This is a genomic window from Aliivibrio wodanis, assembly GCF_052920805.1.
Genome location: NZ_JBREXA010000002.1, coordinates 2,517,216 through 2,540,363, shown reverse-complemented (window position 1 = coordinate 2,540,363; position 23,148 = coordinate 2,517,216). Strand labels below are relative to the sequence as shown.

Annotated in this window: 12 protein-coding genes, 10 tRNA genes, 7 rRNA genes and 1 pseudogene; 3 read left to right on the top strand and 27 right to left on the bottom strand. The window is 43.4% G+C overall.

The window, feature by feature from the left end; translation table 11 throughout:
- Nucleotides 1-29 precede the first annotated feature (29 nt).
- The 10 genes from rplL to ACU5DF_RS19705 all read right to left on the bottom strand — a co-directional run bounded on the left by rplL (nucleotide 30) and on the right by ACU5DF_RS19705 (nucleotide 5,181).
- On the bottom strand, nucleotides 30-395 hold the full coding sequence (rplL, locus tag ACU5DF_RS19750) for a 50S ribosomal protein L7/L12 (protein WP_045103109.1): 366 nt from the start codon (nucleotides 393-395) through the stop codon (nucleotides 30-32).
- Nucleotides 396-450: 55 nt separating this feature from the next.
- A complete protein-coding gene (gene rplJ, locus ACU5DF_RS19745) occupies nucleotides 451-945 on the bottom strand; it encodes a 50S ribosomal protein L10 (protein WP_045103110.1) in 495 nt (164 codons plus the stop codon).
- Nucleotides 946-1,189: 244 nt separating this feature from the next.
- Nucleotides 1,190-1,894, bottom strand: a complete 705-nt coding sequence (rplA, locus tag ACU5DF_RS19740) for a 50S ribosomal protein L1 (protein ID WP_045103111.1) — start codon at nucleotides 1,892-1,894, stop codon at nucleotides 1,190-1,192.
- A gap of 4 nt (nucleotides 1,895-1,898) precedes the next feature.
- Nucleotides 1,899-2,327: a 50S ribosomal protein L11 gene (gene rplK, locus ACU5DF_RS19735; protein WP_045103112.1), complete on the bottom strand. Its 429-nt coding sequence runs from the start codon at nucleotides 2,325-2,327 to the stop codon at nucleotides 1,899-1,901.
- A gap of 118 nt (nucleotides 2,328-2,445) precedes the next feature.
- Nucleotides 2,446-2,991 (bottom strand): transcription termination/antitermination protein NusG, encoded by a 546-nt coding sequence (gene nusG, locus ACU5DF_RS19730; RefSeq protein ID WP_045103113.1) that lies wholly within the window; start codon nucleotides 2,989-2,991, stop codon nucleotides 2,446-2,448.
- A 12-nt stretch (nucleotides 2,992-3,003) separates the two neighbouring features.
- Entirely contained in the window at nucleotides 3,004-3,381 is a 378-nt protein-coding gene (secE, locus tag ACU5DF_RS19725) for a preprotein translocase subunit SecE (RefSeq protein WP_045103368.1), read from the bottom strand.
- Between the two features lie 228 nt (nucleotides 3,382-3,609).
- Nucleotides 3,610-4,794 carry an elongation factor Tu gene (gene tuf / locus ACU5DF_RS19720; RefSeq protein WP_045103114.1) on the bottom strand — a complete coding sequence of 395 codons (1,185 nt, stop codon included), beginning with the start codon at nucleotides 4,792-4,794 and terminating at the stop codon, nucleotides 3,610-3,612.
- 86 nt (nucleotides 4,795-4,880) lie between these two features.
- Nucleotides 4,881-4,955, bottom strand: a tRNA-Gly gene (locus ACU5DF_RS19715).
- Nucleotides 4,956-4,988: 33 nt separating this feature from the next.
- A tRNA-Tyr gene (locus ACU5DF_RS19710) sits at nucleotides 4,989-5,072 on the bottom strand.
- Nucleotides 5,073-5,105: 33 nt separating this feature from the next.
- Nucleotides 5,106-5,181: transfer RNA gene (locus ACU5DF_RS19705), tRNA-Thr, on the bottom strand.
- Nucleotides 5,182-5,376: 195 nt separating this feature from the next.
- On the opposite strand from ACU5DF_RS19705, the gene coaA reads away from it, so the two are divergent.
- Nucleotides 5,377-6,300, top strand: a complete 924-nt coding sequence (coaA, locus tag ACU5DF_RS19700; RefSeq protein ID WP_446713926.1) for a type I pantothenate kinase — start codon at nucleotides 5,377-5,379, stop codon at nucleotides 6,298-6,300.
- Here coaA and birA read toward each other — a convergent pair whose 3' ends face one another.
- Nucleotides 6,301-7,263 carry a bifunctional biotin--[acetyl-CoA-carboxylase] ligase/biotin operon repressor BirA gene (gene birA / locus ACU5DF_RS19695; RefSeq protein ID WP_446713925.1) on the bottom strand — a complete coding sequence of 321 codons (963 nt, stop codon included), beginning with the start codon at nucleotides 7,261-7,263 and terminating at the stop codon, nucleotides 6,301-6,303.
- The gene (gene murB / locus ACU5DF_RS19690; protein ID WP_045103116.1) at nucleotides 7,247-8,296 is read right to left on the bottom strand and encodes a UDP-N-acetylmuramate dehydrogenase; all 1,050 of its coding nucleotides are present in this window, start codon (nucleotides 8,294-8,296) and stop codon (nucleotides 7,247-7,249) included. The genes birA and murB overlap by 17 nt, the downstream gene beginning before the upstream one ends.
- Before the next feature lie 72 nt (nucleotides 8,297-8,368).
- Here murB and ACU5DF_RS19685 point away from each other — a divergent pair, with 72 nt between their 5' ends.
- Both ACU5DF_RS19685 and pssA read left to right on the top strand, forming a co-directional pair.
- Entirely contained in the window at nucleotides 8,369-8,800 is a 432-nt protein-coding gene (locus tag ACU5DF_RS19685) for a GNAT family N-acetyltransferase (protein WP_446713924.1), read from the top strand.
- Nucleotides 8,801-8,872: 72 nt separating this feature from the next.
- Nucleotides 8,873-10,225, top strand: coding sequence for a CDP-diacylglycerol--serine O-phosphatidyltransferase (gene pssA / locus ACU5DF_RS19680; protein WP_045103118.1), 1,353 nt, complete (start codon nucleotides 8,873-8,875; stop codon nucleotides 10,223-10,225).
- A gap of 75 nt (nucleotides 10,226-10,300) precedes the next feature.
- On the opposite strand, the pseudogene ACU5DF_RS19675 reads toward pssA, so the two are convergent.
- From ACU5DF_RS19675 to rrf (ACU5DF_RS19605), 15 genes and pseudogenes are all read right to left on the bottom strand, one after another.
- Nucleotides 10,301-11,269 (bottom strand): annotated as a pseudogene (locus tag ACU5DF_RS19675) (IS630 family transposase).
- Nucleotides 11,270-11,448: 179 nt separating this feature from the next.
- Nucleotides 11,449-11,525, bottom strand: a tRNA-Asp gene (locus tag ACU5DF_RS19670).
- A 33-nt stretch (nucleotides 11,526-11,558) separates the two neighbouring features.
- Nucleotides 11,559-11,674: ribosomal RNA gene (gene rrf / locus ACU5DF_RS19665) — 5S ribosomal RNA — on the bottom strand.
- Between the two features lie 124 nt (nucleotides 11,675-11,798).
- Nucleotides 11,799-14,689, bottom strand: a 23S ribosomal RNA gene (locus tag ACU5DF_RS19660).
- A gap of 287 nt (nucleotides 14,690-14,976) precedes the next feature.
- Nucleotides 14,977-15,052 (bottom strand) — tRNA-Ala (locus tag ACU5DF_RS19655).
- A gap of 39 nt (nucleotides 15,053-15,091) precedes the next feature.
- Nucleotides 15,092-15,168 (bottom strand) — tRNA-Ile (locus tag ACU5DF_RS19650).
- Nucleotides 15,169-15,239: 71 nt separating this feature from the next.
- A 16S ribosomal RNA gene (locus tag ACU5DF_RS19645) occupies nucleotides 15,240-16,782 on the bottom strand.
- Between the two features lie 401 nt (nucleotides 16,783-17,183).
- Nucleotides 17,184-17,299 (bottom strand): 5S ribosomal RNA (gene rrf / locus ACU5DF_RS19640).
- Nucleotides 17,300-17,423: 124 nt separating this feature from the next.
- A 23S ribosomal RNA gene (locus ACU5DF_RS19635) occupies nucleotides 17,424-20,314 on the bottom strand.
- Between the two features lie 282 nt (nucleotides 20,315-20,596).
- Nucleotides 20,597-20,672, bottom strand: a tRNA-Val gene (locus tag ACU5DF_RS19630).
- Nucleotides 20,673-20,703: 31 nt separating this feature from the next.
- Nucleotides 20,704-20,779, bottom strand: a tRNA-Ala gene (locus ACU5DF_RS19625).
- 25 nt (nucleotides 20,780-20,804) lie between these two features.
- Nucleotides 20,805-20,880: transfer RNA gene (locus ACU5DF_RS19620), tRNA-Lys, on the bottom strand.
- A gap of 2 nt (nucleotides 20,881-20,882) precedes the next feature.
- Nucleotides 20,883-20,958, bottom strand: a tRNA-Glu gene (locus ACU5DF_RS19615).
- A gap of 96 nt (nucleotides 20,959-21,054) precedes the next feature.
- Nucleotides 21,055-22,597 (bottom strand): 16S ribosomal RNA (locus tag ACU5DF_RS19610).
- Between the two features lie 401 nt (nucleotides 22,598-22,998).
- Nucleotides 22,999-23,114 (bottom strand): 5S ribosomal RNA (gene rrf, locus ACU5DF_RS19605).
- Together the 16S, 23S and 5S rRNA genes with 7 tRNA genes alongside form the textbook arrangement of a ribosomal RNA operon.
- Between the last annotated feature and the right edge of the window lie 34 nt (nucleotides 23,115-23,148).

Sequence of the window (23,148 nt, the reverse complement as noted above, 5' to 3'; positions counted from 1 at the left end):
AGCCGTTAGGCTATGAAACTAAGTAATAATTACTTGATTTCAACAGTTGCACCAGCTTCTTCAAGCTGTGCTTTAAGGCCTTCAGCTTCAGCTTTATCAACGCCTTCTTTAAGTGCAGCAGGAGCTGAGTCTACAAGACCCTTAGCTTCTTTCAGGCCAAGACCTGTAGCGCCACGTACTGCTTTGATTACAGAAACTTTGTTTCCGCCAACAGCAGTTAGGATTACGTCAAATTCAGTTTGCTCTTCAGCAGCTTCAGCAGCAGCGCCACCAGCAACTACTGCAGCAGCAGCAGTAACACCGAATTTTTCTTCCATAGCTTCGATAAGCTCAACAACTTGCATTACAGACATTTCTGCAACTGCGTCTAGGATTTGCTCGTTAGTAATAGACATAACAATTCTCTTTTAAGTCAACAATAATTTATTTTGTAATCAAATAAAGCAGGGCTTATGCCGCAACTTCTTCTTTTTGATCACGAACAGCAGCGATAGTACGTACCAATTTACCAGCAGAAGCTTCTTTCATGCACATCATTAAGCGTGCGATAGCTTCGTCGTAAGTTGGTAGTGTCGCTAGTACATCAGCATCAGTAACTGCGCCTTCAAATGCAGCAGCTTTGATCTCGAAGTCTTTATTCTCTTTAGCAAAGTCTTTAAAAAGACGTGCTGCAGCACCTGGGTGCTCGTTAGAGAATGCAAGTAGAGACGGACCAGTAAAGGTGTCTTGTAGACACTCATACTCAGTACCTTCTACTGCACGACGTGCTAAAGTGTTACGAACAACTCTCATGTAAACACCCGCTTCACGCGCTTGTTTACGTAGAGAAGTCATCGCGCCAACAGTAACGCCACGAGAATCAGCTACAACTGCAGAAAGTGCACCACTGGCTGCTTCGTTGACTTCAGCAACAATTGCTTTTTTGTCTTGAAGATTTAAAGCCATTTGGATTAACCTCTGGTTGTGATTACACCACTCACTACAAAATGTAGGAGAGTAATTACGATGCATTCCCAGAAAGCTAATTTTAAAAATTAGCCTTTAGTTCGGGCACCGTCTACGCAGGTTTTATTAAGCTCTTTTACAAGCGCCTACGGTCTTGGACGGAGACTATTCAATAAAAATCAAACAGCCCCAACCATAAATTTGATAAGCGCAGAATTATACACAAATCCTACGCTTTTGCAAATTAGTTTGTAGCAGTATCTAGAGTCGCTTGATCTAGAGATACGCCAGCACCCATTGTAGTTGAGATGCTTACCTTCTTCAGAAAAACACCTTTCGCTGAAGTTGGTTTTGCTTTCTTAAGTGCAACTAGAAGAGATTCTAAGTTCTCTTTAAGTTGAGCGCCATCAAAATCCACTTTACCGATAGTAGTGTGGATGATGCCGTTTTTGTCGTTACGGTAACGAACCTGACCAGCTTTCGCATTTTTAACTGCTTGAGCAACATTAGGAGTTACAGTACCAACTTTAGGGTTTGGCATAAGACCGCGAGGACCTAGGATTGTACCTAGTTGACCAACAACGCGCATTGCATCTGGAGAAGCAACAACAACGTCAAAGTTCATTTCGCCTTTCTTAACTAGTTCAGCAAGATCTTCCATGCCTACTAGATCAGCGCCAGCTTCTTTAGCTGCTTCTGCGTTTGCACCTTGAGTGAACACAGCAACACGGATATCACGACCAGTACCGTGAGGTAGTACTGTTGCACCACGTACGTTTTGGTCTGATTTACGTGCATCAATGCCAAGGTTGATAGCAACATCAACACTTTCATTGAATTTAGCGGTAGCTAGTTCTTTAAGAAGAGCAACAGCTTCGTTGATTTCGTAGTCTTTAGTAACTTCCACTTTTTCGCGGATATTACGCATACGCTTAGTAAGTTTAGCCATTTTATTAACCCTCTACCACTAGACCCATTGAACGAGCAGTACCAGCAATTGAACGCTTCATAGCTTCAATGTCAGCACCAGTCATGTCCGCAGCTTTAGTTTCTGCGATCTCTTGTACTTGAGCGTCAGTAATAGTACCAACTTTCTCAGTGTTTGGACGACCAGAACCAGACTTAACGCCAGCAGCTTTCTTAAGAAGAACAGCAGCAGGTGGAGTCTTAGTAATAAACGTGAAAGAACGGTCGTTGTATACAGAGATAACAACTGGAGTAGGTAGACCTTTCTCAACAGATTCTGTTCTTGCGTTAAACGCTTTACAGAATTCCATGATATTAACACCGTGTTGACCTAGAGCAGGACCAACTGGTGGACTTGGGTTCGCCATACCTGCTGCAACTTGCAGTTTGATATAAGCTTCAACTTTCTTAGCCATAATATTTCCTAATTTTGGGTTCAAACGCCATCCAACTGGATTAGCTCCCCGTTAACAAAAACGCGCGAAATTATAATAATAATTCGCGCGTTTTACAATAGCTTTGCTGATTTTTCGATCAGTTTTTTTCTACTTGGCTAAACTCTAGTTCAACTGGAGTTGCACGACCAAAGATAGAAACAGACACTTTGATACGACTTTTTTCGTAATCAACTTCTTCCACTGTACCATTAAAGTCAGCAAATGGACCTTCAGTAACACGAACCACTTCACCAGCTTCAAATAATGTCTTAGGACGAGGGGCTTCACTCGCTTGTGCAAGACGATTTAAAATAGCATCAGCTTCTTTATCTGTAATTGGTGCTGGGCGATCTGAAGTACCACCAATGAACCCCATAACACGTGGAATACTACGTACCAAGTGCCATGATTCATCATTCATGATCATTTGCACTAACACGTAACCAGGGAAAAATTTACGTTCGCTTTTACGACGCTGGCCAGCACGCATTTCTACCACTTCTTCAGTTGGTACAAGCACTTCGCCAAATAACTCTTCCATGTTATGAATTTTAATATGTTCGCGTAACGATTGTGATACACGGCCTTCAAAACCTGAAAAGGCTTGAACTACATACCAACGTTTCTTTGGAGCTTCACTCATGATCACTTATCCTCAAACACCTGTGATTAAGCCAATTAGTCTAACCATAATACCATCAATACCCCATAAAATCAGAGCCATTACGATACATACAGCAAGAACAATGAAAGTTGTTTGTGTTGTTTCTTGGCGTGTAGGCCAAACAACTTTACGTACTTCCATTCTTGATTCGCGAGCAAATGCAATTGCAGTTTGACCTTTTGCTGTGAAGGCAGCAATACCACCAGCAGCAGCAATCAATGCAACTACACCGGCAGCTCGAATAACAACAGACAAATCAGCTAGTAAATAATTACCTATAACCGCAGCAGAAAGTAGTACTAGAACTAGTAACCACTTAACTGTATCAACTGCGCCTGAAGTTTCTGTCGTCTCAGTATTTGTTTTCATAAACCAACCTGTGACATAACTAAAATCATTTTCCATCATTAGACAGAAATTCAAAAACAAGAGTAAATATACCCTACTCTCTTCATCCTATAAACCAGCGATTTGCTAATTTATCTGCGCTGTGCTCTGCATTTTCTTAAAATTATAGAGTAAAAATAAAACAACACACAATACAACGCAGAAAAAGGGCATCGAATGATGCCCTTTTTATTAGTACTTAGTCAAATCTTAAGCGAAGATTTTAGCAACAACACCAGCACCAACTGTACGGCCACCTTCACGGATTGCGAAGCGTAGACCTTCGTCCATAGCGATTGGAGCGATTAGCTCAACCGTCATTTGAACGTTGTCACCAGGCATTACCATTTCAACACCTTCAGGAAGTGTGATATCGCCAGTTACATCCGTTGTACGGAAGTAAAACTGTGGACGGTAGCCTTTGAAGAAAGGAGTATGACGGCCGCCTTCATCTTTAGAAAGAACGTATACTTCTGACTCAAATTTAGTGTGTGGGTTGATTGAACCTTTAGCAGCAAGTACTTGGCCACGCTCAACGTCATCACGCTTAGTACCACGTAGAAGTGCACCAACGTTCTCACCAGCACGACCTTCGTCAAGCAGTTTACGGAACATTTCAACACCAGTACATGTAGAAACTGTAGTTTCTTTGATACCAATGATTTCTACTTCGTCACCTACACGTAGGATACCACGTTCGATACGACCAGTAACAACAGTACCACGACCTTGAATTGAGAATACATCTTCAATAGGAAGTAGGAAAGGCATGTCTACAGCACGCTCTGGAAGAGGAATGTAAGAATCTAGTGCTTCTGCAAGCTCAACGATTTTATCTTCCCATTGTTTTTCGCCTTGTAGAGCACCAAGAGCTGAACCTTGGATTACTGGTAAATCATCACCTGGGTAATCGTATTCAGAAAGAAGTTCACGAACTTCCATTTCTACTAGCTCTAGAAGCTCTTCATCATCAACCATGTCACATTTGTTCATGAATACGATGATGTAAGGGATACCAACTTGACGACCAAGTAGGATGTGCTCACGTGTTTGTGGCATTGGACCATCAGTTGCAGCAACAACTAGGATACCACCATCCATTTGAGCAGCACCAGTGATCATGTTTTTAACATAATCGGCGTGTCCAGGACAGTCAACGTGTGCATAGTGACGCTCAGGTGTATCGTACTCAACGTGAGAAGTTGAGATTGTGATACCACGCTCGCGCTCTTCTGGAGCGTTATCGATTGATGCGAAATCTTTAGCAACACCACCGTACACTTTTGCAAGTGTAGTACAGATAGCAGCAGTTAGAGTTGTTTTACCGTGGTCGACGTGGCCGATAGTACCAACGTTTACGTGCGGTTTCGTACGTTCAAATTTTTCTTTAGACATGATGTCTCCTAGGTACGGCTATTGGTGGCATTAATATGACCACGTAACCAAAAATATATTTAAAAATTATAAGGGGAAATAGAAGATGGAGCGTGCAGCGGGAATCGAACCCGCATCATCAGCTTGGAAGGCTGAGGTAATAGCCATTATACGATGCACGCATGTAACTCGGCGGAGCTATTTCACCTTGAATATGGTGGAGGGGGACGGATTCGAACCATCGAAGCTTTCGCGGCAGATTTACAGTCTGCTCCCTTTGGCCACTCGGGAACCCCTCCAAATTTTTAATTTCTTTTACTATTAAAAAGAAATGGTGCCGACTACCGGAGTCGAACTGGTGACCTACTGATTACAAGTCAGTTGCTCTACCTACTGAGCTAAGTCGGCACAATTGGTGCGCATTCTAGTTAATCTCGAAATATCATGCAACCGAAAAATCAAATAAAATGTTTTTTTTTACTTTTTCAATACTATTTCTAGTAATTTCATCAACGACATTGCTGAAAATAAGATAAGAACACTTTTTTCTTATTCTGCCTTATTGTATTGTTCACCTTTCATAATATCCGACTGGTAAGTAATGTGAGCTCTTATTTAACGTTTTCCCGTGATCATTGGGCCGAGTTGCGTAACTCAACACCTCTAACCTTGACAGAACAAGAACTCACACACCTTCGTGGAATTAATGAAAATATAAATATCATCGAAGTTGAAGAAATTTATCTTCCTTTAATCCGTTTACTTCAGCTAAATATTGAAAAACATAGAGAGAAAAATGCTGTTTTAGAGCATTTTTTATTAAATGATGCCATCAATTCCCCATTTATTATTGGTATTGCAGGTAGCGTCGCTGTAGGGAAAAGTACTACCGCCCGAATTATTCAGACTCTTTTAAATCAATTAGTCCCTGATTTAAAAACAGACTTAATCACAACAGACGGTTTTTTATATCCAAATAAACTTCTTAATCATAAAGGGATCATGCATAGAAAAGGGTTCCCTGAATCATACGATATGCAATCATTAGTTTCTTTTATTGCCGATGTCAAAAGCGGTCATGATGCGGTAGAAGCGCCAATATATTCACATTTAACCTATGATATAACGACTGAGAAAAAAGTTATCTCTAAACCTGATATTTTAATAATTGAAGGGCTAAATGTATTACAAAATAGCTATGATTATCCAGATAAACAGCATAATCGCTTTGTCTCAGATTTCTTAGATTTTTCAATCTATGTTGATGCATCTAAAAAACAACTCAAAGAATGGTACGTTGCTCGTTTTTTAAAATTAAGAACTAGTGCTTTTAAGCAAAAAGGGGCTTATTTTTCACACTACACAGAACTATCTACAGCAGAATCAATTGTAAAAGCTAATCACATTTGGGATACGATTAATGGCTTAAACCTAGAAGAGAATATTTTGCCTACGAGAAATAGAGCTAATTTAATCTTATCAAAAACAGAAAATCACTCAATAAATAAAGTATCAATCAGAAAGTAACTAGTTTTTTTGAATAGAGACTTCTCCTCCAATAAATGGGGTTAGAATTCCATTTTTCTCTAATAAAATAGCTCCTTGTTCATCAATACCTTTACAAATTCCTTTAGTAACAGTCGAGCCTAGCTGTAAGGATATTTCTCTATCCATAAAATTATCTAAGCTTTTCCATCTTTCAATAAATGGTTTTAACCCTTCTGATTCAAATTCATTCATAACATCAAATAAAGATATTAATAACTCATTGGCAAGCTTATTTCTTTGCATTTTCCCTCCCCCTAATGCAGATGCTAAATCAACCCAAGGTTGTCCAATATCATCATTAAATCGCTCATCAAGATCTATATTTATCCCAACACCTACAACAATATGTGCTGCACCACCAGACTGCGCTGAAAGCTCAATCAAAACTCCAGCTAATTTTTTTTCATTCCAGTAAATATCATTTGGCCATTTTAATTTTAAATTAGTACACCCTAGCTTTTCCAAGGCATTTACCACAGCAACCCCAATGGCAAGGCTTAACCCCATAGTTGCAGGTAAACCATCATCTAATTTCCAATATAAAGAGAAATAAATATTACTTCCAAATGGAGATACCCACTTCCTACCTCTTCGCCCTCGACCTGCTGTTTGATACTCTGCAAAACAAGATTGTCCTGACTTAAGCGTTGCCATATTATTCAATAAATATTGATTAGTTGAATCAACAACACCTAAAAGTATTGGGATAGGTAACTGAGCAAAAGTTATTTTATCTTTTGAAAGAAGCTCTATTGGATTAGATAATGCGTATCCCTTTCCTTTTACTTTGTAAATCAACAACCCCCAACCTTGAATTACTGAAATATGCTTACTAATTGCTGAACGAGAAATATCTAATAACTCACCAAGTTCTTCTCCTGAGTGAAATAGTCCATCACTTAACTTACGAAGTATTGCTAACTTTTTAGCATGTTCTTTCATTAAATAACTCCGATAAAAAAGTTTCTTTCGCGCCAAGGTAAAATCGAACTTCGTGCTCTAATTCTATTTGATATTTTTCAAATACTTTGGTTTTCACGTGATTAGCTAAAGTCAAAATATCAGAAGATATGGCTGTGCCGTTATTAATTAATACTAAAGCTTGCTCTTTATGCACTTGTGCACCATTAATTTTAACCCCTTTAAGCCCTGCATTATCAATAAGCCACCCTGCAGCAATTTTTTTCTGGTCACCAAATGGATATGCCGGCATGTTAGGAAAGCGCAAAGTTAAATCAGAATAATGTTCATTTGAAATGATTGGATTTTTAAAAAAACTCCCAGCATTCCCTAGTAGTGCAGGGTCTGGTAGTTTTTCTGTGCGGATTTTACATATTGCCTCATAGACTTCCCTTACTGTTGTTTCTGAACTATTTAAAACTGATAATGGTCCATATGATAATAATGGCGCCCAAGATTTACTTAAACGTAATGTAACTGCGGTAATAATTACATTGTCTTTCAATTCATTCTTGAAAATCGAATCCCTATAATCAAATAAACATTCATCTCTACTTAAACTTTCAACTTTTAACGTTGTTAGATTTAAATATTCTACTGATTCACAAACATCTTTAAACTCTATACCATAAGCACCAATATTTTGAATAGGGGAAGTTCCAACGCACCCAGGAATCATTGCTAAATTTTCAATACCGTAGTAGTGATTATCGACACACCACTCTACAAACTTAGGCCAATCTTCTCCACTAGAAACAGTAATCAAATACTCATTATCAAGTTCTTTAACTTTTTTACCAAAAATACGATTAAGAACAACTATGCCACTAAAAGTACCACAAAATAATGTATTACTGCCTCTCCCTAAAGGAAGTTTAACAAATGTTGAATATTCAGGGCTTGACCAAATATCAATCAAGTCTTGGATACTTTCTGCTTCTAAGATCAATTCTGCCTCTTCGTTTAAGGCAAAACTATTATATTTCTTCAAGTTTTTACTTGGTAAAATTTTCATATCGACTGTATTTTTAAGGCTAAATTAAGTACATTCTAACTTAATACATAAAAACTACATAGAACACCATAAATGAATCTAACTCTTTCATACTTAGATAAACTACGTCTTCCTCTCCTTCATAAGCTTTATAAAGAGAATTACCCATCAGGAAAACCTAAAGGAAAAGAGGAAATCGTCATTCTTGAAGAAAAAAAACGAATAATAGGCTCAATTCGTATAAAAACCTATGATGACTGCCACTTTTTAACAGGTATGATGATTATTCAGGAAAAACGTCAACAGCACTTAGGCAGCTACTTTCTTAGCGAAATAGCACCGTTTCTATCTTTGAGAGAGTCTTATTGCTTATGCGAACCTTATCTTACTAACTTTTACCAACAAAATGGGTTTATATGCATTAGCCACAAATCCTTACCTCATATTATTGCCTCTAAATATGATCGCTATACAAAAGATGGTAAAAAATTAGATGTTCTTGTATATAAAAAAAGCAACAATTAGATATTAATCTCGGCAATAGTAATTTAGTTTGCTAATATTACTGATCTTATATTGATAATTTAATGATCGGTTATGAACTCAAAGCCTCAAGAAAGTAAAGAACAGCTATTAAAGCTTCCAATGCTGTCTCAAAAGCCCGAGAATATTGAAACTCTTCATACTGCAGAGGATTTTCGGTATGAGCTATTACAACAAATAAAGAATGCTAAAAAAAGAATCTATATTGTAGCTCTTTACTTAGAAAATGATGATGCTGGCCGTGAAATCTTTACTGCCTTATATCAAGCAAAACAGAAACAACCGACTCTTGATATAAATGTACTTGTTGATTGGCATAGAGCACAAAGAGGACTAATCGGGGCTGAGAAAAGTGATGGAAATGCGGCACTGTACCGTGAGTTTTCAGAAAAATATAAGTATTCTATTAATGTTCTTGGTGTCCCTGTTAGAAATAAAGAAGTGTTTGGTGTTCTTCATTTAAAAGGTTTTATTTTTGATGATACCGTAATTTACAGTGGCGCTAGTCTAAACGATGTATATTTAGCCCATAAAGAAAAGTATCGTTTTGATCGATATCATATTCTAAATAATCAGTTTTTAGCTAACTCAATGGTTTCATTTATTACTAAGACACTAATTTCCAGTCCTGCTGTAAATTGCTTATCACAACAAAATAGACCAAATACAAAATCATTAAAACCAGCAATAAAAGAGCTACGAAAGCAACTTAGTTTAGTTAATTATCAATTTACACCTCAAATGAGAAAATCAGGTGAAATAGGTATCACACCTCTAGTCGGTTTAGGTCGAAAGGGGAATAAACTGAACAACCATATTCAACTATTGTTAGCTGCTGCCACATCTGAGATTACCATATGTACACCATACTTTAACTTTCCAAAGCCCATTGCAAAAGAGTTGAAAAAAGCATTAAATCGAGGAGTTAAAGTTACCATTATTGTTGGTGATAAAACTGCAAATGACTTTTATATTTCACCAGAAGAAGAGTTTAGAACCATTGCGGGGCTTCCTTACTTATATGAAATGAATCTACGACACTTTGCTAAGGTCAATGAAACAGCAATCGCAAGCAGACAACTATCACTCTGTCTATGGAAACATAAAAACAACAGTTTTCATCTAAAAGGAGTTTGGGTTGATGATGAATTTACACTATTCACTGGTAGTAATTTAAACCCTAGAGCTTGGAAATTAGATCTTGAAAATGGTTTATTAATTCAAGATCCAGAACAGCTTTTAGTTGCAGAGAAAAAAGTTGAACTAGATATTATCCTTGAGCACACTCAATTAGTGGGATCTTACAAGCAAATTGATAAGTTAGAAAACTACCCGTCAGAAGTAAAGCGTTTAATTAAACGAATTAAGCGTTTTAAAGCGGATCATATCTTAAATCAAATTTTATAAACTCATACTTTATCTCTACATACTCGTAGAGATAAAGTACCTCTTCACCAAAAAAGCTTATACCAATTCCGTTAATTAACTTATCAAGTTTAACCAATCTCTAAAGCAGAGTGAGATGACTCTGCCTTTATCTTCACAAAACCGATTCCACGCTCTACATAATGTCTCTACGATATCGTCATAGTTTTCGAAGCACCTGTTTGCTACTTCATTTTGGCGGAGCCAACTCCATACCTGTTCTATAGGGTTAAGCTCGGGAGAATAAGGTGGGATATGAATTATGGTGAGGTTATCAAATTCATCGGCAAGATAGCTCTGGTGGCAACTCGCTTGAACCATGATAACAACAGCATGCTTGCCAGCTGGTGTGGCTTGAGAAATTAATCTGAGTTGCTCTTTCATTGCTTCCATATTGCTCAGGGGAACCACTATCGCTTCAGTTTCTCTTGTCGTGACACATACAGCTCCGAAAAGGTATGCATACTCAAATTGCTGTTGTTGTACTACTCTAGGGCGGGTCCCTTTCTCTGCCCATATGCGCGTTGTTGTATTGCGTTGACCAAATCTAGCCTCGTCTTGAAACCATATTTGAACATCTTTTAAGGGGACGAGACCAGGGATCTTAAGGATCGTTTCGATTGGGAATTTTTTTAAAAGCTTCTTGAGCTTCAACTGACTGCTTAGGATGTTTGGAACGAGTAGTAATCCAACTCAAACCTATGTCATGTAATAACTGATAGAGCCCCGACTTTTTATATGATGTATTGAAGTTGCTTTCTATATAGAGCCCAATGTCTCTTGCTTGAAGACGACCGCCACTCTCATTTACGGTATGTTCGATACATATTCTTTGAGTTGTGATTTTTGCTCGTCTGTTAGGCGATGAGGTCTACCAGAATGTGGTTTCTCTTGAAGTCCTTGAAGACCATTGTTGAGATATGCTTTGACCCATTTATTGACGCTTACTCTGCTAACTTTAAGGTACTTAGCTATTTGAGCGCGACTTTTACCGTCAACAAAATGAGAAACGGATAAATAACGCATTCTAAGTCGAGCATTGGATGTGGAATTAATCAGACTCGGAAATCATGCTTCATAAGGACTCCTTTTAAGAGTCCATATTAGATCATAAAATTAACGGAATTGGTATTATAACCTGAACGATTCGTTTTATTCAGATGTAAAAAAGCCCTAATCTTTCGATTAGGGCTTTCTTGGTGTAGTGGCGGAGTGGACGGGACTCGAACCCGCGACCCCCGGCGTGACAGGCCGGTATTCTAACCAACTGAACTACCACTCCGCAGTGTCTATTCAGGTGTATCTTAATTTAAAAGCCTGGCGATGTCCTACTCTCACATGGGGAAACCCCACACTACCATCGGCGCTATTACGTTTCACTTCTGAGTTCGGCATGGGATCAGGTGGGTCCATAACGCTATGGTCGCCAAGCAAATTCTTTTTATCTACCTCACTAAGAGATAAATAATAATCTGGAAAGCCGCTATTCTGTTCTTAATCACATTCAATCTGTTTCTTGTCACTTCAAATCCGTTCAAAACCCCTTGGGTGTTGTATGGTTAAGCCTCACGGGCAATTAGTACAGGTTAGCTCAATGCCTCGCAGCACTTACACACCCTGCCTATCTACGTCGTAGTCTCCAACAACCCTTTAGGATACGTATAGTATCAGGGATGACTCATCTCAAGGCTCGCTTCACGCTTAGATGCTTTCAGCGTTTATCGATCCCGAACTTAGCTACCGGGCAATGCTACTGGCGTAACAACCCGAACACCAGAGGTTCGTCCACTCCGGTCCTCTCGTACTAGGAGCAGCCCCTTTCAATCATCCAACGCCCACGGCAGATAGGGACCGAACTGTCTCACGACGTTCTAAACCCAGCTCGCGTACCACTTTAAATGGCGAACAGCCATACCCTTGGGACCGACTTCAGCCCCAGGATGTGATGAGCCGACATCGAGGTGCCAAACACCGCCGTCGATATGAACTCTTGGGCGGTATCAGCCTGTTATCCCCGGAGTACCTTTTATCCGTTGAGCGATGGCCCTTCCATTCAGAACCACCGGATCACTATGACCTACTTTCGTACCTGCTCGAATTGTCATTCTCGCAGTCAAGCGGGCTTATGCCATTGCACTAACCACACGATGTCCAACCGTGTTTAGCCCACCTTCGTGCTCCTCCGTTACTCTTTGGGAGGAGACCGCCCCAGTCAAACTACCCACCAGGCACTGTCCGCAACCCCGATAAGGGGCCAACGTTAGAACATCAAGCATACAAGGGTGGTATTTCAAGATTGCCTCCACCAATACTAGCGTACTGGTTTCAAAGGCTCCCACCTATCCTACACATGTAGGGTCAATGTTCAGTGCCAAGCTGTAGTAAAGGTTCACGGGGTCTTTCCGTCTAGCCGCGGGTACACTGCATCTTCACAGCGATTTCAATTTCACTGAGTCTCGGGTGGAGACAGCGTGGCCATCATTACGCCATTCGTGCAGGTCGGAACTTACCCGACAAGGAATTTCGCTACCTTAGGACCGTTATAGTTACGGCCGCCGTTTACTTGGGCTTCGATCAAGAGCTTCGACCGAAGTCTAACCCCATCAATTAACCTTCAAGCACCGGGCAGGCGTCACACCGTATACGTCATCTTACGATTTAGCACAGTGCTATGTTTTTAATAAACAGTTGCAGCCACCTGGTATCTGCGACTCCCGGCAGCTTAGAGAGCAAGTCTCATCACCGCTAGGAGCGTACCTTCTCCCGAAGTTACGGTACCATTTTGCCTAGTTCCTTCACCCGAGTTCTCTCAAGCGCCTTAGTATTCTCTACTCGACCACCTGTGTCGGTTTGGGGTACGATTTCTTATAATCTGAAGCTTAGAGGCTTTTCCTGGAAGCATGGCATCAATGGCTTCACATCCGTAGATGCTCGACATCGTGTCTCAGCCTAACAAGAGTCCGGATTTACCTAAACTCTTAGCCTACGCACTTGAACTTGGACGACCGTCGCCAAGCCCACCTAGCCTTCTCCGTCCCCCCATCGCAATTATAAGAAGTACGGGAATATTAACCCGTTTCCCATCGACTACGCTTTTCAGCCTCGCCTTAGGGGTCGACTTACCCTGCCCCGATTAACGTTGGACAGGAACCCTTGGTCTTCCGGCGAGGGGGTTTTTCACCCCCTTTATCGTTACTCATGTCAGCATTCGCACTTCTGATACCTCCAGCATGCCTTACAGCACACCTTCGACGGCTTACAGAACGCTCCCCTACCCAACACAATAAATTGCATTGCCGCAGCTTCGGTGTATAGCTTAGCCCCGTTACATCTTCCGCGCAGGCCGACTCGACCAGTGAGCTATTACGCTTTCTTTAAATGATGGCTGCTTCTAAGCCAACATCCTGGCTGTCTGAGCCTTCCCACATCGTTTCCCACTTAGCTATAACTTTGGGACCTTAGCTGGCGGTCTGGGTTGTTTCCCTCTCCACGACGGACGTTAGCACCCGCCGTGTGTCTCCCGGATAGTACTTACTGGTATTCGGAGTTTGCAAAGGGTTGGTAAGTCGGGATGACCCCCTAGCCTTAACAGTGCTCTACCCCCAGTAGTATTCGTCCGAGGCTCTACCTAAATAGATTTCGGGGAGAACCAGCTATCTCCAAGTTTGATTGGCCTTTCACCCCTAGCCACAAGTCATCCGCTAATTTTTCAACATTAGTCGGTTCGGTCCTCCAATTGATGTTACTCAATCTTCAACCTGCCCATGGCTAGATCACTTGGTTTCGGGTCTATATCCAGAGACTGAACGCCCAGTTAAGACTCGGTTTCCCTACGGCTCCCCTAAACGGTTAACCTTGCCACTGAATATAAGTCGCTGACCCATTATACAAAAGGTACGCAGTCACATAACAAGTATGCTCCTACTGCTTGTACGTACACGGTTTCAGGTTCTATTTCACTCCCCTCACAGGGGTTCTTTTCGCCTTTCCCTCACGGTACTGGTTCACTATCGGTCAGTCAGTAGTATTTAGCCTTGGAGGATGGTCCCCCCATATTCAGACAGGATATCACGTGTCCCGCCTTACTCGTTTTCACTGATGATGAGATGTCGGTTACAGGGCTATCACCTTGTATCGCGCCACTTTCCAGAGGCTTCACCTGTCTCATTAAAAGCTTAAGGGCTAACCCAATTTCGCTCGCCGCTACTTTCGGGATCTCGGTTGATTTCTCTTCCTCGGGGTACTTAGATGTTTCAGTTCTCCCGGTTTGCTTCGCTGCGCTATGTATTCACGCAGCGATACTAGCTTATGCTAGTGGGTTTCCCCATTCAGAAATCCCAGACTCAAAAGGTTTTTACTACCTAATCTGGGCTTATCGCAAGTTAATACGTCTTTCATCGCCTCTGACTGCCAAGGCATCCACCGTGTACGCTTAGTCACTTAACCATACAACCCCAAGAGGTTTCGTATGGCATAAACAACCAAGGTTGAACTCGTCATTGCGAGTTCTGGTTTTTCGCCGGATTCAAAATACAAGAACACTTGAATGTGTTTTTAATTTGTTCATCTAAAAGATAAACAAAAGATATTAAGAACTTTTAAATTTTGATTTGAATAACTCGTAAGTTATTTAAATCAGTCAGCTTTCCAAATTGTTAAAGAGCAATTGTTTTTCAACCTAATAAAAGGTTTCGAAACCATTTTTAAAGACTCTCAAAGAGAATACTTAAAAATGGTGGAGCTATGCGGGATCGAACCGCAGACCTCCTGCGTGCAAGGCAGGCGCTCTCCCAGCTGAGCTATAGCCCCAAAATATAATGTTATCACCAATACTTACTGGAAAAGTATTGGTGGGTCTGAGTGGATTTGAACCACCGACCTCACCCTTATCAGGGGTGCGCTCTAACCAACTGAGCTACAGACCCAACATTATGTCTCTTTTACTTTTTTAACCTAATCAATCTGTGTGAACACTCATAAATCGTAATCTATCGTTTAAGGAGGTGATCCAGCCCCAGGTTCCCCTAGGGCTACCTTGTTACGACTTCACCCCAGTCATGAACCACAAAGTGGTGAGCGTCCTCCCGAAGGTTAAACTACCCACTTCTTTTGCAGCCCACTCCCATGGTGTGACGGGCGGTGTGTACAAGGCCCGGGAACGTATTCACCGTGACATTCTGATTCACGATTACTAGCGATTCCGACTTCACGGAGTCGAGTTGCAGACTCCGATCCGGACTACGACGCACTTTTTGGGATTCGCTCACTATCGCTAGCTTGCAGCCCTCTGTATGCGCCATTGTAGCACGTGTGTAGCCCTACTCGTAAGGGCCATGATGACTTGACGTCGTCCCCACCTTCCTCCGGTTTATCACCGGCAGTCTCCCTGGAGTTCCCACCATTACGTGCTGGCAAACAAGGATAAGGGTTGCGCTCGTTGCGGGACTTAACCCAACATTTCACAACACGAGCTGACGACAGCCATGCAGCACCTGTCTCAGAGTTCCCGAAGGCACTAAGCTATCTCTAGCGAATTCTCTGGATGTCAAGAGTAGGTAAGGTTCTTCGCGTTGCATCGAATTAAACCACATGCTCCACCGCTTGTGCGGGCCCCCGTCAATTCATTTGAGTTTTAATCTTGCGACCGTACTCCCCAGGCGGTCTACTTAACGCGTTAGCTCCGAAAGCCACGGCTCAAGGCCACAACCTCCAAGTAGACATCGTTTACGGCGTGGACTACCAGGGTATCTAATCCTGTTTGCTCCCCACGCTTTCGCATCTGAGTGTCAGTGTCTGTCCAGGGGGCCGCCTTCGCCACTGGTATTCCTTCAGATCTCTACGCATTTCACCGCTACACCTGAAATTCTACCCCCCTCTACAGCACTCTAGTTTGCCAGTTTCAAATGCGGTTCCGAGGTTGAGCCCCGGGCTTTCACATCTGACTTAACAAACCACCTGCATGCGCTTTACGCCCAGTAATTCCGATTAACGCTCGCACCCTCCGTATTACCGCGGCTGCTGGCACGGAGTTAGCCGGTGCTTCTTCTGTCGCTAACGTCAAGATATGCAGCTATTAACTACACACCCTTCCTCACGACTGAAAGTACTTTACAACCCGAAGGCCTTCTTCATACACGCGGCATGGCTGCATCAGGCTTTCGCCCATTGTGCAATATTCCCCACTGCTGCCTCCCGTAGGAGTCTGGACCGTGTCTCAGTTCCAGTGTGGCTGATCATCCTCTCAGACCAGCTAGAGATCGTCGCCTTGGTGAGCTCTTACCTCACCAACAAGCTAATCTCACCTGGGCTAATCTTAGCGCGAGAGGTCCGAAGATCCCCCTCTTTGGTCCGAAGACATTATGCGGTATTAGCTATCGTTTCCAATAGTTATCCCCCACACTAAGGCATATTCCCAGGCATTACTCACCCGTCCGCCGCTCGTCAGCAAATTAGCAAGCTAATTTCTGTTACCGCTCGACTTGCATGTGTTAGGCCTGCCGCCAGCGTTCAATCTGAGCCATGATCAAACTCTTCAATTAAAGTTTTTTGGTTTGTTTCAGCAGAAACAAAACCGGCTCAATGATTAATACTGATTTCTTACATAAAAGTAATTTTGTGTAGTCACTCAGTTCATTGATTATTTTTGTTTGAATTCACTTCGAAAAGTAAAAGCAAACTAGTGATTATCAACTCACAAGTGCCCACACAGATTGATTTGGTTAAATTGTTAAAGAGCTTGTCTTTCAACCACTTAGCGTTACCGCTTCGTCGCTTCAGGCTGCGTATAATACGCTTTCTGATTTGAAAGTCAAGATAATATTTTCAACTTTTTCATTTATTTATGAAAGACTTAAAAACGTTATGTTGACTTGGCTCACAGTGACAATCTGGGAGCGAAATAAAAGCCCGTTCTATTGAACGGGCACTTATTCAAATTCAAGCCTGGCGATGTCCTACTCTCACATGGGGAAACCCCACACTACCATCGGCGCTATTACGTTTCACTTCTGAGTTCGGCATGGGATCAGGTGGGTCCATAACGCTATGGTCGCCAAGCAAATTCTTTTTATCTACCTCACTAAGAGATAAATAATAATCTGGAAAGCCGCTATTGTGTTCTTAATCACATTCAATCTGTTTCTTGTCACTTCAAATCCGTTCAAAACCCCTTGGGTGTTGTATGGTTAAGCCTCACGGGCAATTAGTACAGGTTAGCTCAATGCCTCGCAGCACTTACACACCCTGCCTATCTACGTCGTAGTCTCCAACAACCCTTTAGGATACGTATAGTATCAGGGATGACTCATCTCAAGGCTCGCTTCACGCTTAGATGCTTTCAGCGTTTATCGATCCCGAACTTAGCTACCGGGCAATGCTACTGGCGTAACAACCCGAACACCAGAGGTTCGTCCACTCCGGTCCTCTCGTACTAGGAGCAGCCCCTTTCAATCATCCAACGCCCACGGCAGATAGGGACCGAACTGTCTCACGACGTTCTAAACCCAGCTCGCGTACCACTTTAAATGGCGAACAGCCATACCCTTGGGACCGACTTCAGCCCCAGGATGTGATGAGCCGACATCGAGGTGCCAAACACCGCCGTCGATATGAACTCTTGGGCGGTATCAGCCTGTTATCCCCGGAGTACCTTTTATCCGTTGAGCGATGGCCCTTCCATTCAGAACCACCGGATCACTATGACCTACTTTCGTACCTGCTCGAATTGTCATTCTCGCAGTCAAGCGGGCTTATGCCATTGCACTAACCACACGATGTCCAACCGTGTTTAGCCCACCTTCGTGCTCCTCCGTTACTCTTTGGGAGGAGACCGCCCCAGTCAAACTACCCACCAGGCACTGTCCGCAACCCCGATAAGGGGCCAACGTTAGAACATCAAGCATACAAGGGTGGTATTTCAAGATTGCCTCCACCAATACTAGCGTACTGGTTTCAAAGGCTCCCACCTATCCTACACATGTAGGGTCAATGTTCAGTGCCAAGCTGTAGTAAAGGTTCACGGGGTCTTTCCGTCTAGCCGCGGGTACACTGCATCTTCACAGCGATTTCAATTTCACTGAGTCTCGGGTGGAGACAGCGTGGCCATCATTACGCCATTCGTGCAGGTCGGAACTTACCCGACAAGGAATTTCGCTACCTTAGGACCGTTATAGTTACGGCCGCCGTTTACTTGGGCTTCGATCAAGAGCTTCGACCGAAGTCTAACCCCATCAATTAACCTTCAAGCACCGGGCAGGCGTCACACCGTATACGTCATCTTACGATTTAGCACAGTGCTATGTTTTTAATAAACAGTTGCAGCCACCTGGTATCTGCGACTCCCGGCAGCTTAGAGAGCAAGTCTCATCACCGCTAGGAGCGTACCTTCTCCCGAAGTTACGGTACCATTTTGCCTAGTTCCTTCACCCGAGTTCTCTCAAGCGCCTTAGTATTCTCTACTCGACCACCTGTGTCGGTTTGGGGTACGATTTCTTATAATCTGAAGCTTAGAGGCTTTTCCTGGAAGCATGGCATCAATGGCTTCACATCCGTAGATGCTCGACATCGTGTCTCAGCCTAACAAGAGTCCGGATTTACCTAAACTCTTAGCCTACGCACTTGAACTTGGACGACCGTCGCCAAGCCCACCTAGCCTTCTCCGTCCCCCCATCGCAATTATAAGAAGTACGGGAATATTAACCCGTTTCCCATCGACTACGCTTTTCAGCCTCGCCTTAGGGGTCGACTTACCCTGCCCCGATTAACGTTGGACAGGAACCCTTGGTCTTCCGGCGAGGGGGTTTTTCACCCCCTTTATCGTTACTCATGTCAGCATTCGCACTTCTGATACCTCCAGCATGCCTTACAGCACACCTTCGACGGCTTACAGAACGCTCCCCTACCCAGCACAATAAATTGCACTGCCGCAGCTTCGGTGTATAGCTTAGCCCCGTTACATCTTCCGCGCAGGCCGACTCGACCAGTGAGCTATTACGCTTTCTTTAAATGATGGCTGCTTCTAAGCCAACATCCTGGCTGTCTGAGCCTTCCCACATCGTTTCCCACTTAGCTATAACTTTGGGACCTTAGCTGGCGGTCTGGGTTGTTTCCCTCTCCACGACGGACGTTAGCACCCGCCGTGTGTCTCCCGGATAGTACTTACTGGTATTCGGAGTTTGCAAAGGGTTGGTAAGTCGGGATGACCCCCTAGCCTTAACAGTGCTCTACCCCCAGTAGTATTCGTCCGAGGCTCTACCTAAATAGATTTCGGGGAGAACCAGCTATCTCCAAGTTTGATTGGCCTTTCACCCCTAGCCACAAGTCATCCGCTAATTTTTCAACATTAGTCGGTTCGGTCCTCCAATTGATGTTACTCAATCTTCAACCTGCCCATGGCTAGATCACTTGGTTTCGGGTCTATATCCAGAGACTGAACGCCCAGTTAAGACTCGGTTTCCCTACGGCTCCCCTAAACGGTTAACCTTGCCACTGAATATAAGTCGCTGACCCATTATACAAAAGGTACGCAGTCACATAACAAGTATGCTCCTACTGCTTGTACGTACACGGTTTCAGGTTCTATTTCACTCCCCTCACAGGGGTTCTTTTCGCCTTTCCCTCACGGTACTGGTTCACTATCGGTCAGTCAGTAGTATTTAGCCTTGGAGGATGGTCCCCCCATATTCAGACAGGATATCACGTGTCCCGCCTTACTCGTTTTCACTGATGATGAGATGTCGGTTACAGGGCTATCACCTTGTATCGCGCCACTTTCCAGAGGCTTCACCTGTCTCATTAAAAGCTTAAGGGCTAACCCAATTTCGCTCGCCGCTACTTTCGGGATCTCGGTTGATTTCTCTTCCTCGGGGTACTTAGATGTTTCAGTTCTCCCGGTTTGCCTCGCTGCGCTATGTATTCACGCAGCGATACTAGCTTATGCTAGTGGGTTTCCCCATTCAGAAATCCCAGACTCAAAAGGTTTTTACTACCTAATCTGGGCTTATCGCAAGTTAATACGTCTTTCATCGCCTCTGACTGCCAAGGCATCCACCGTGTACGCTTAGTCACTTAACCATACAACCCCAAGAGGTTTCGTATGGCATAAACAACCAAGGTTGAACTCGTCATTGCGAGTTCTGGTTTTTCGCCGGATTCAAAATACAAGAACACTTGAATGTGTTTTTAATTTGTTTATCTAAGATAAACAAAAGATATTAAGAACTTTTAAATTTTGATTTGAATAACTCGTAAGTTATTTAAATCAGTCAGCTTTCCAAATTGTTAAAGAGCAATGTTTCTTTCGAAACCATTTTTAAAGACTCTCAAAGGTTTATTTACCTCAAGAACGCTTAAATATGGTGGGCGATACCGGGCTCGAACCAGTGACCCCCTCCTTGTAAGGGAGGTGCTCTCCCAACTGAGCTAATCGCCCACGAAAGTTTTAATTCCTTCGTGAGAAAGAATGGTGGAGCTATGCGGGATCGAACCGCAGACCTCCTGCGTGCAAGGCAGGCGCTCTCCCAGCTGAGCTATAGCCCCATAATTTTATTTCCTTGGGAGGAAATGGTGGGTCGTGCAGGATTCGAACCTGCGACCAATTGATTAAAAGTCAACTGCTCTACCAACTGAGCTAACGACCCAATGGTATCCCGTAGGGGAGTCGAACCCCTGTTACCGCCGTGAAAGGGCGGTGTCCTAGGCCTCTAGACGAACGGGACACTGGATATTTTGAAGGTGTTGGGCACCTTCCATTGCTTTTTACTTTTTTAACCTAATCAATCTGTGTGAACACTCATAAATCGTAATCTATCGTTTAAGGAGGTGATCCAGCCCCAGGTTCCCCTAGGGCTACCTTGTTACGACTTCACCCCAGTCATGAACCACAAAGTGGTGAGCGTCCTCCCGAAGGTTAAACTACCCACTTCTTTTGCAGCCCACTCCCATGGTGTGACGGGCGGTGTGTACAAGGCCCGGGAACGTATTCACCGTGACATTCTGATTCACGATTACTAGCGATTCCGACTTCACGGAGTCGAGTTGCAGACTCCGATCCGGACTACGACGCACTTTTTGGGATTCGCTCACTATCGCTAGCTTGCAGCCCTCTGTATGCGCCATTGTAGCACGTGTGTAGCCCTACTCGTAAGGGCCATGATGACTTGACGTCGTCCCCACCTTCCTCCGGTTTATCACCGGCAGTCTCCCTGGAGTTCCCACCATTACGTGCTGGCAAACAAGGATAAGGGTTGCGCTCGTTGCGGGACTTAACCCAACATTTCACAACACGAGCTGACGACAGCCATGCAGCACCTGTCTCAGAGTTCCCGAAGGCACTAAGCTATCTCTAGCGAATTCTCTGGATGTCAAGAGTAGGTAAGGTTCTTCGCGTTGCATCGAATTAAACCACATGCTCCACCGCTTGTGCGGGCCCCCGTCAATTCATTTGAGTTTTAATCTTGCGACCGTACTCCCCAGGCGGTCTACTTAACGCGTTAGCTCCGAAAGCCACGGCTCAAGGCCACAACCTCCAAGTAGACATCGTTTACGGCGTGGACTACCAGGGTATCTAATCCTGTTTGCTCCCCACGCTTTCGCATCTGAGTGTCAGTGTCTGTCCAGGGGGCCGCCTTCGCCACTGGTATTCCTTCAGATCTCTACGCATTTCACCGCTACACCTGAAATTCTACCCCCCTCTACAGCACTCTAGTTTGCCAGTTTCAAATGCGGTTCCGAGGTTGAGCCCCGGGCTTTCACATCTGACTTAACAAACCACCTGCATGCGCTTTACGCCCAGTAATTCCGATTAACGCTCGCACCCTCCGTATTACCGCGGCTGCTGGCACGGAGTTAGCCGGTGCTTCTTCTGTCGCTAACGTCAAGATATGCAGCTATTAACTACACACCCTTCCTCACGACTGAAAGTACTTTACAACCCGAAGGCCTTCTTCATACACGCGGCATGGCTGCATCAGGCTTTCGCCCATTGTGCAATATTCCCCACTGCTGCCTCCCGTAGGAGTCTGGACCGTGTCTCAGTTCCAGTGTGGCTGATCATCCTCTCAGACCAGCTAGAGATCGTCGCCTTGGTGAGCTCTTACCTCACCAACAAGCTAATCTCACCTGGGCTAATCTTAGCGCGAGAGGTCCGAAGATCCCCCTCTTTGGTCCGAAGACATTATGCGGTATTAGCTATCGTTTCCAATAGTTATCCCCCACACTAAGGCATATTCCCAGGCATTACTCACCCGTCCGCCGCTCGTCAGCAAATTAGCAAGCTAATTTCTGTTACCGCTCGACTTGCATGTGTTAGGCCTGCCGCCAGCGTTCAATCTGAGCCATGATCAAACTCTTCAATTAAAGTTTTTTGGTTTGTTTCAGCAGAAACAAAACCGGCTCAATGATTAATACTGATTTCTTACATAAAAGTAATTTTGTGTAGTCACTCAGTTCATTGATTATTTTTGTTTGAATTCACTTCGAAAAGTAAAAGCAAACTAGTGATTATCAACTCACAAGTGCCCACACAGATTGATTTGGTTAAATTGTTAAAGAGCTTGTCTTTCAACCACTTAGCGTTACCGCTTCGTCGCTTCAGGCTGCGTATAATACGCTTTCTGATTTGAAAGTCAAGATAATATTTTCAACTTTTTCATTTATTTATGAAAGACTTAAAAACGTTATGTTGACTTGGCTCACAGTGACAATCTGGGAGCGAAATAAAAGCCCGTTCTATTGAACGGGCACTTATTCAAATTCAAGCCTGGCGATGTCCTACTCTCACATGGGGAAACCCCACACTACCATCGGCGCTATTACGTTTCACTTCTGAGTTCGGCATGGGATCAGGTGGGTCCATAACGCTATGGTCGCCAAGCAAATTCTTTCTATCTACCTCACTAAGAGATAAA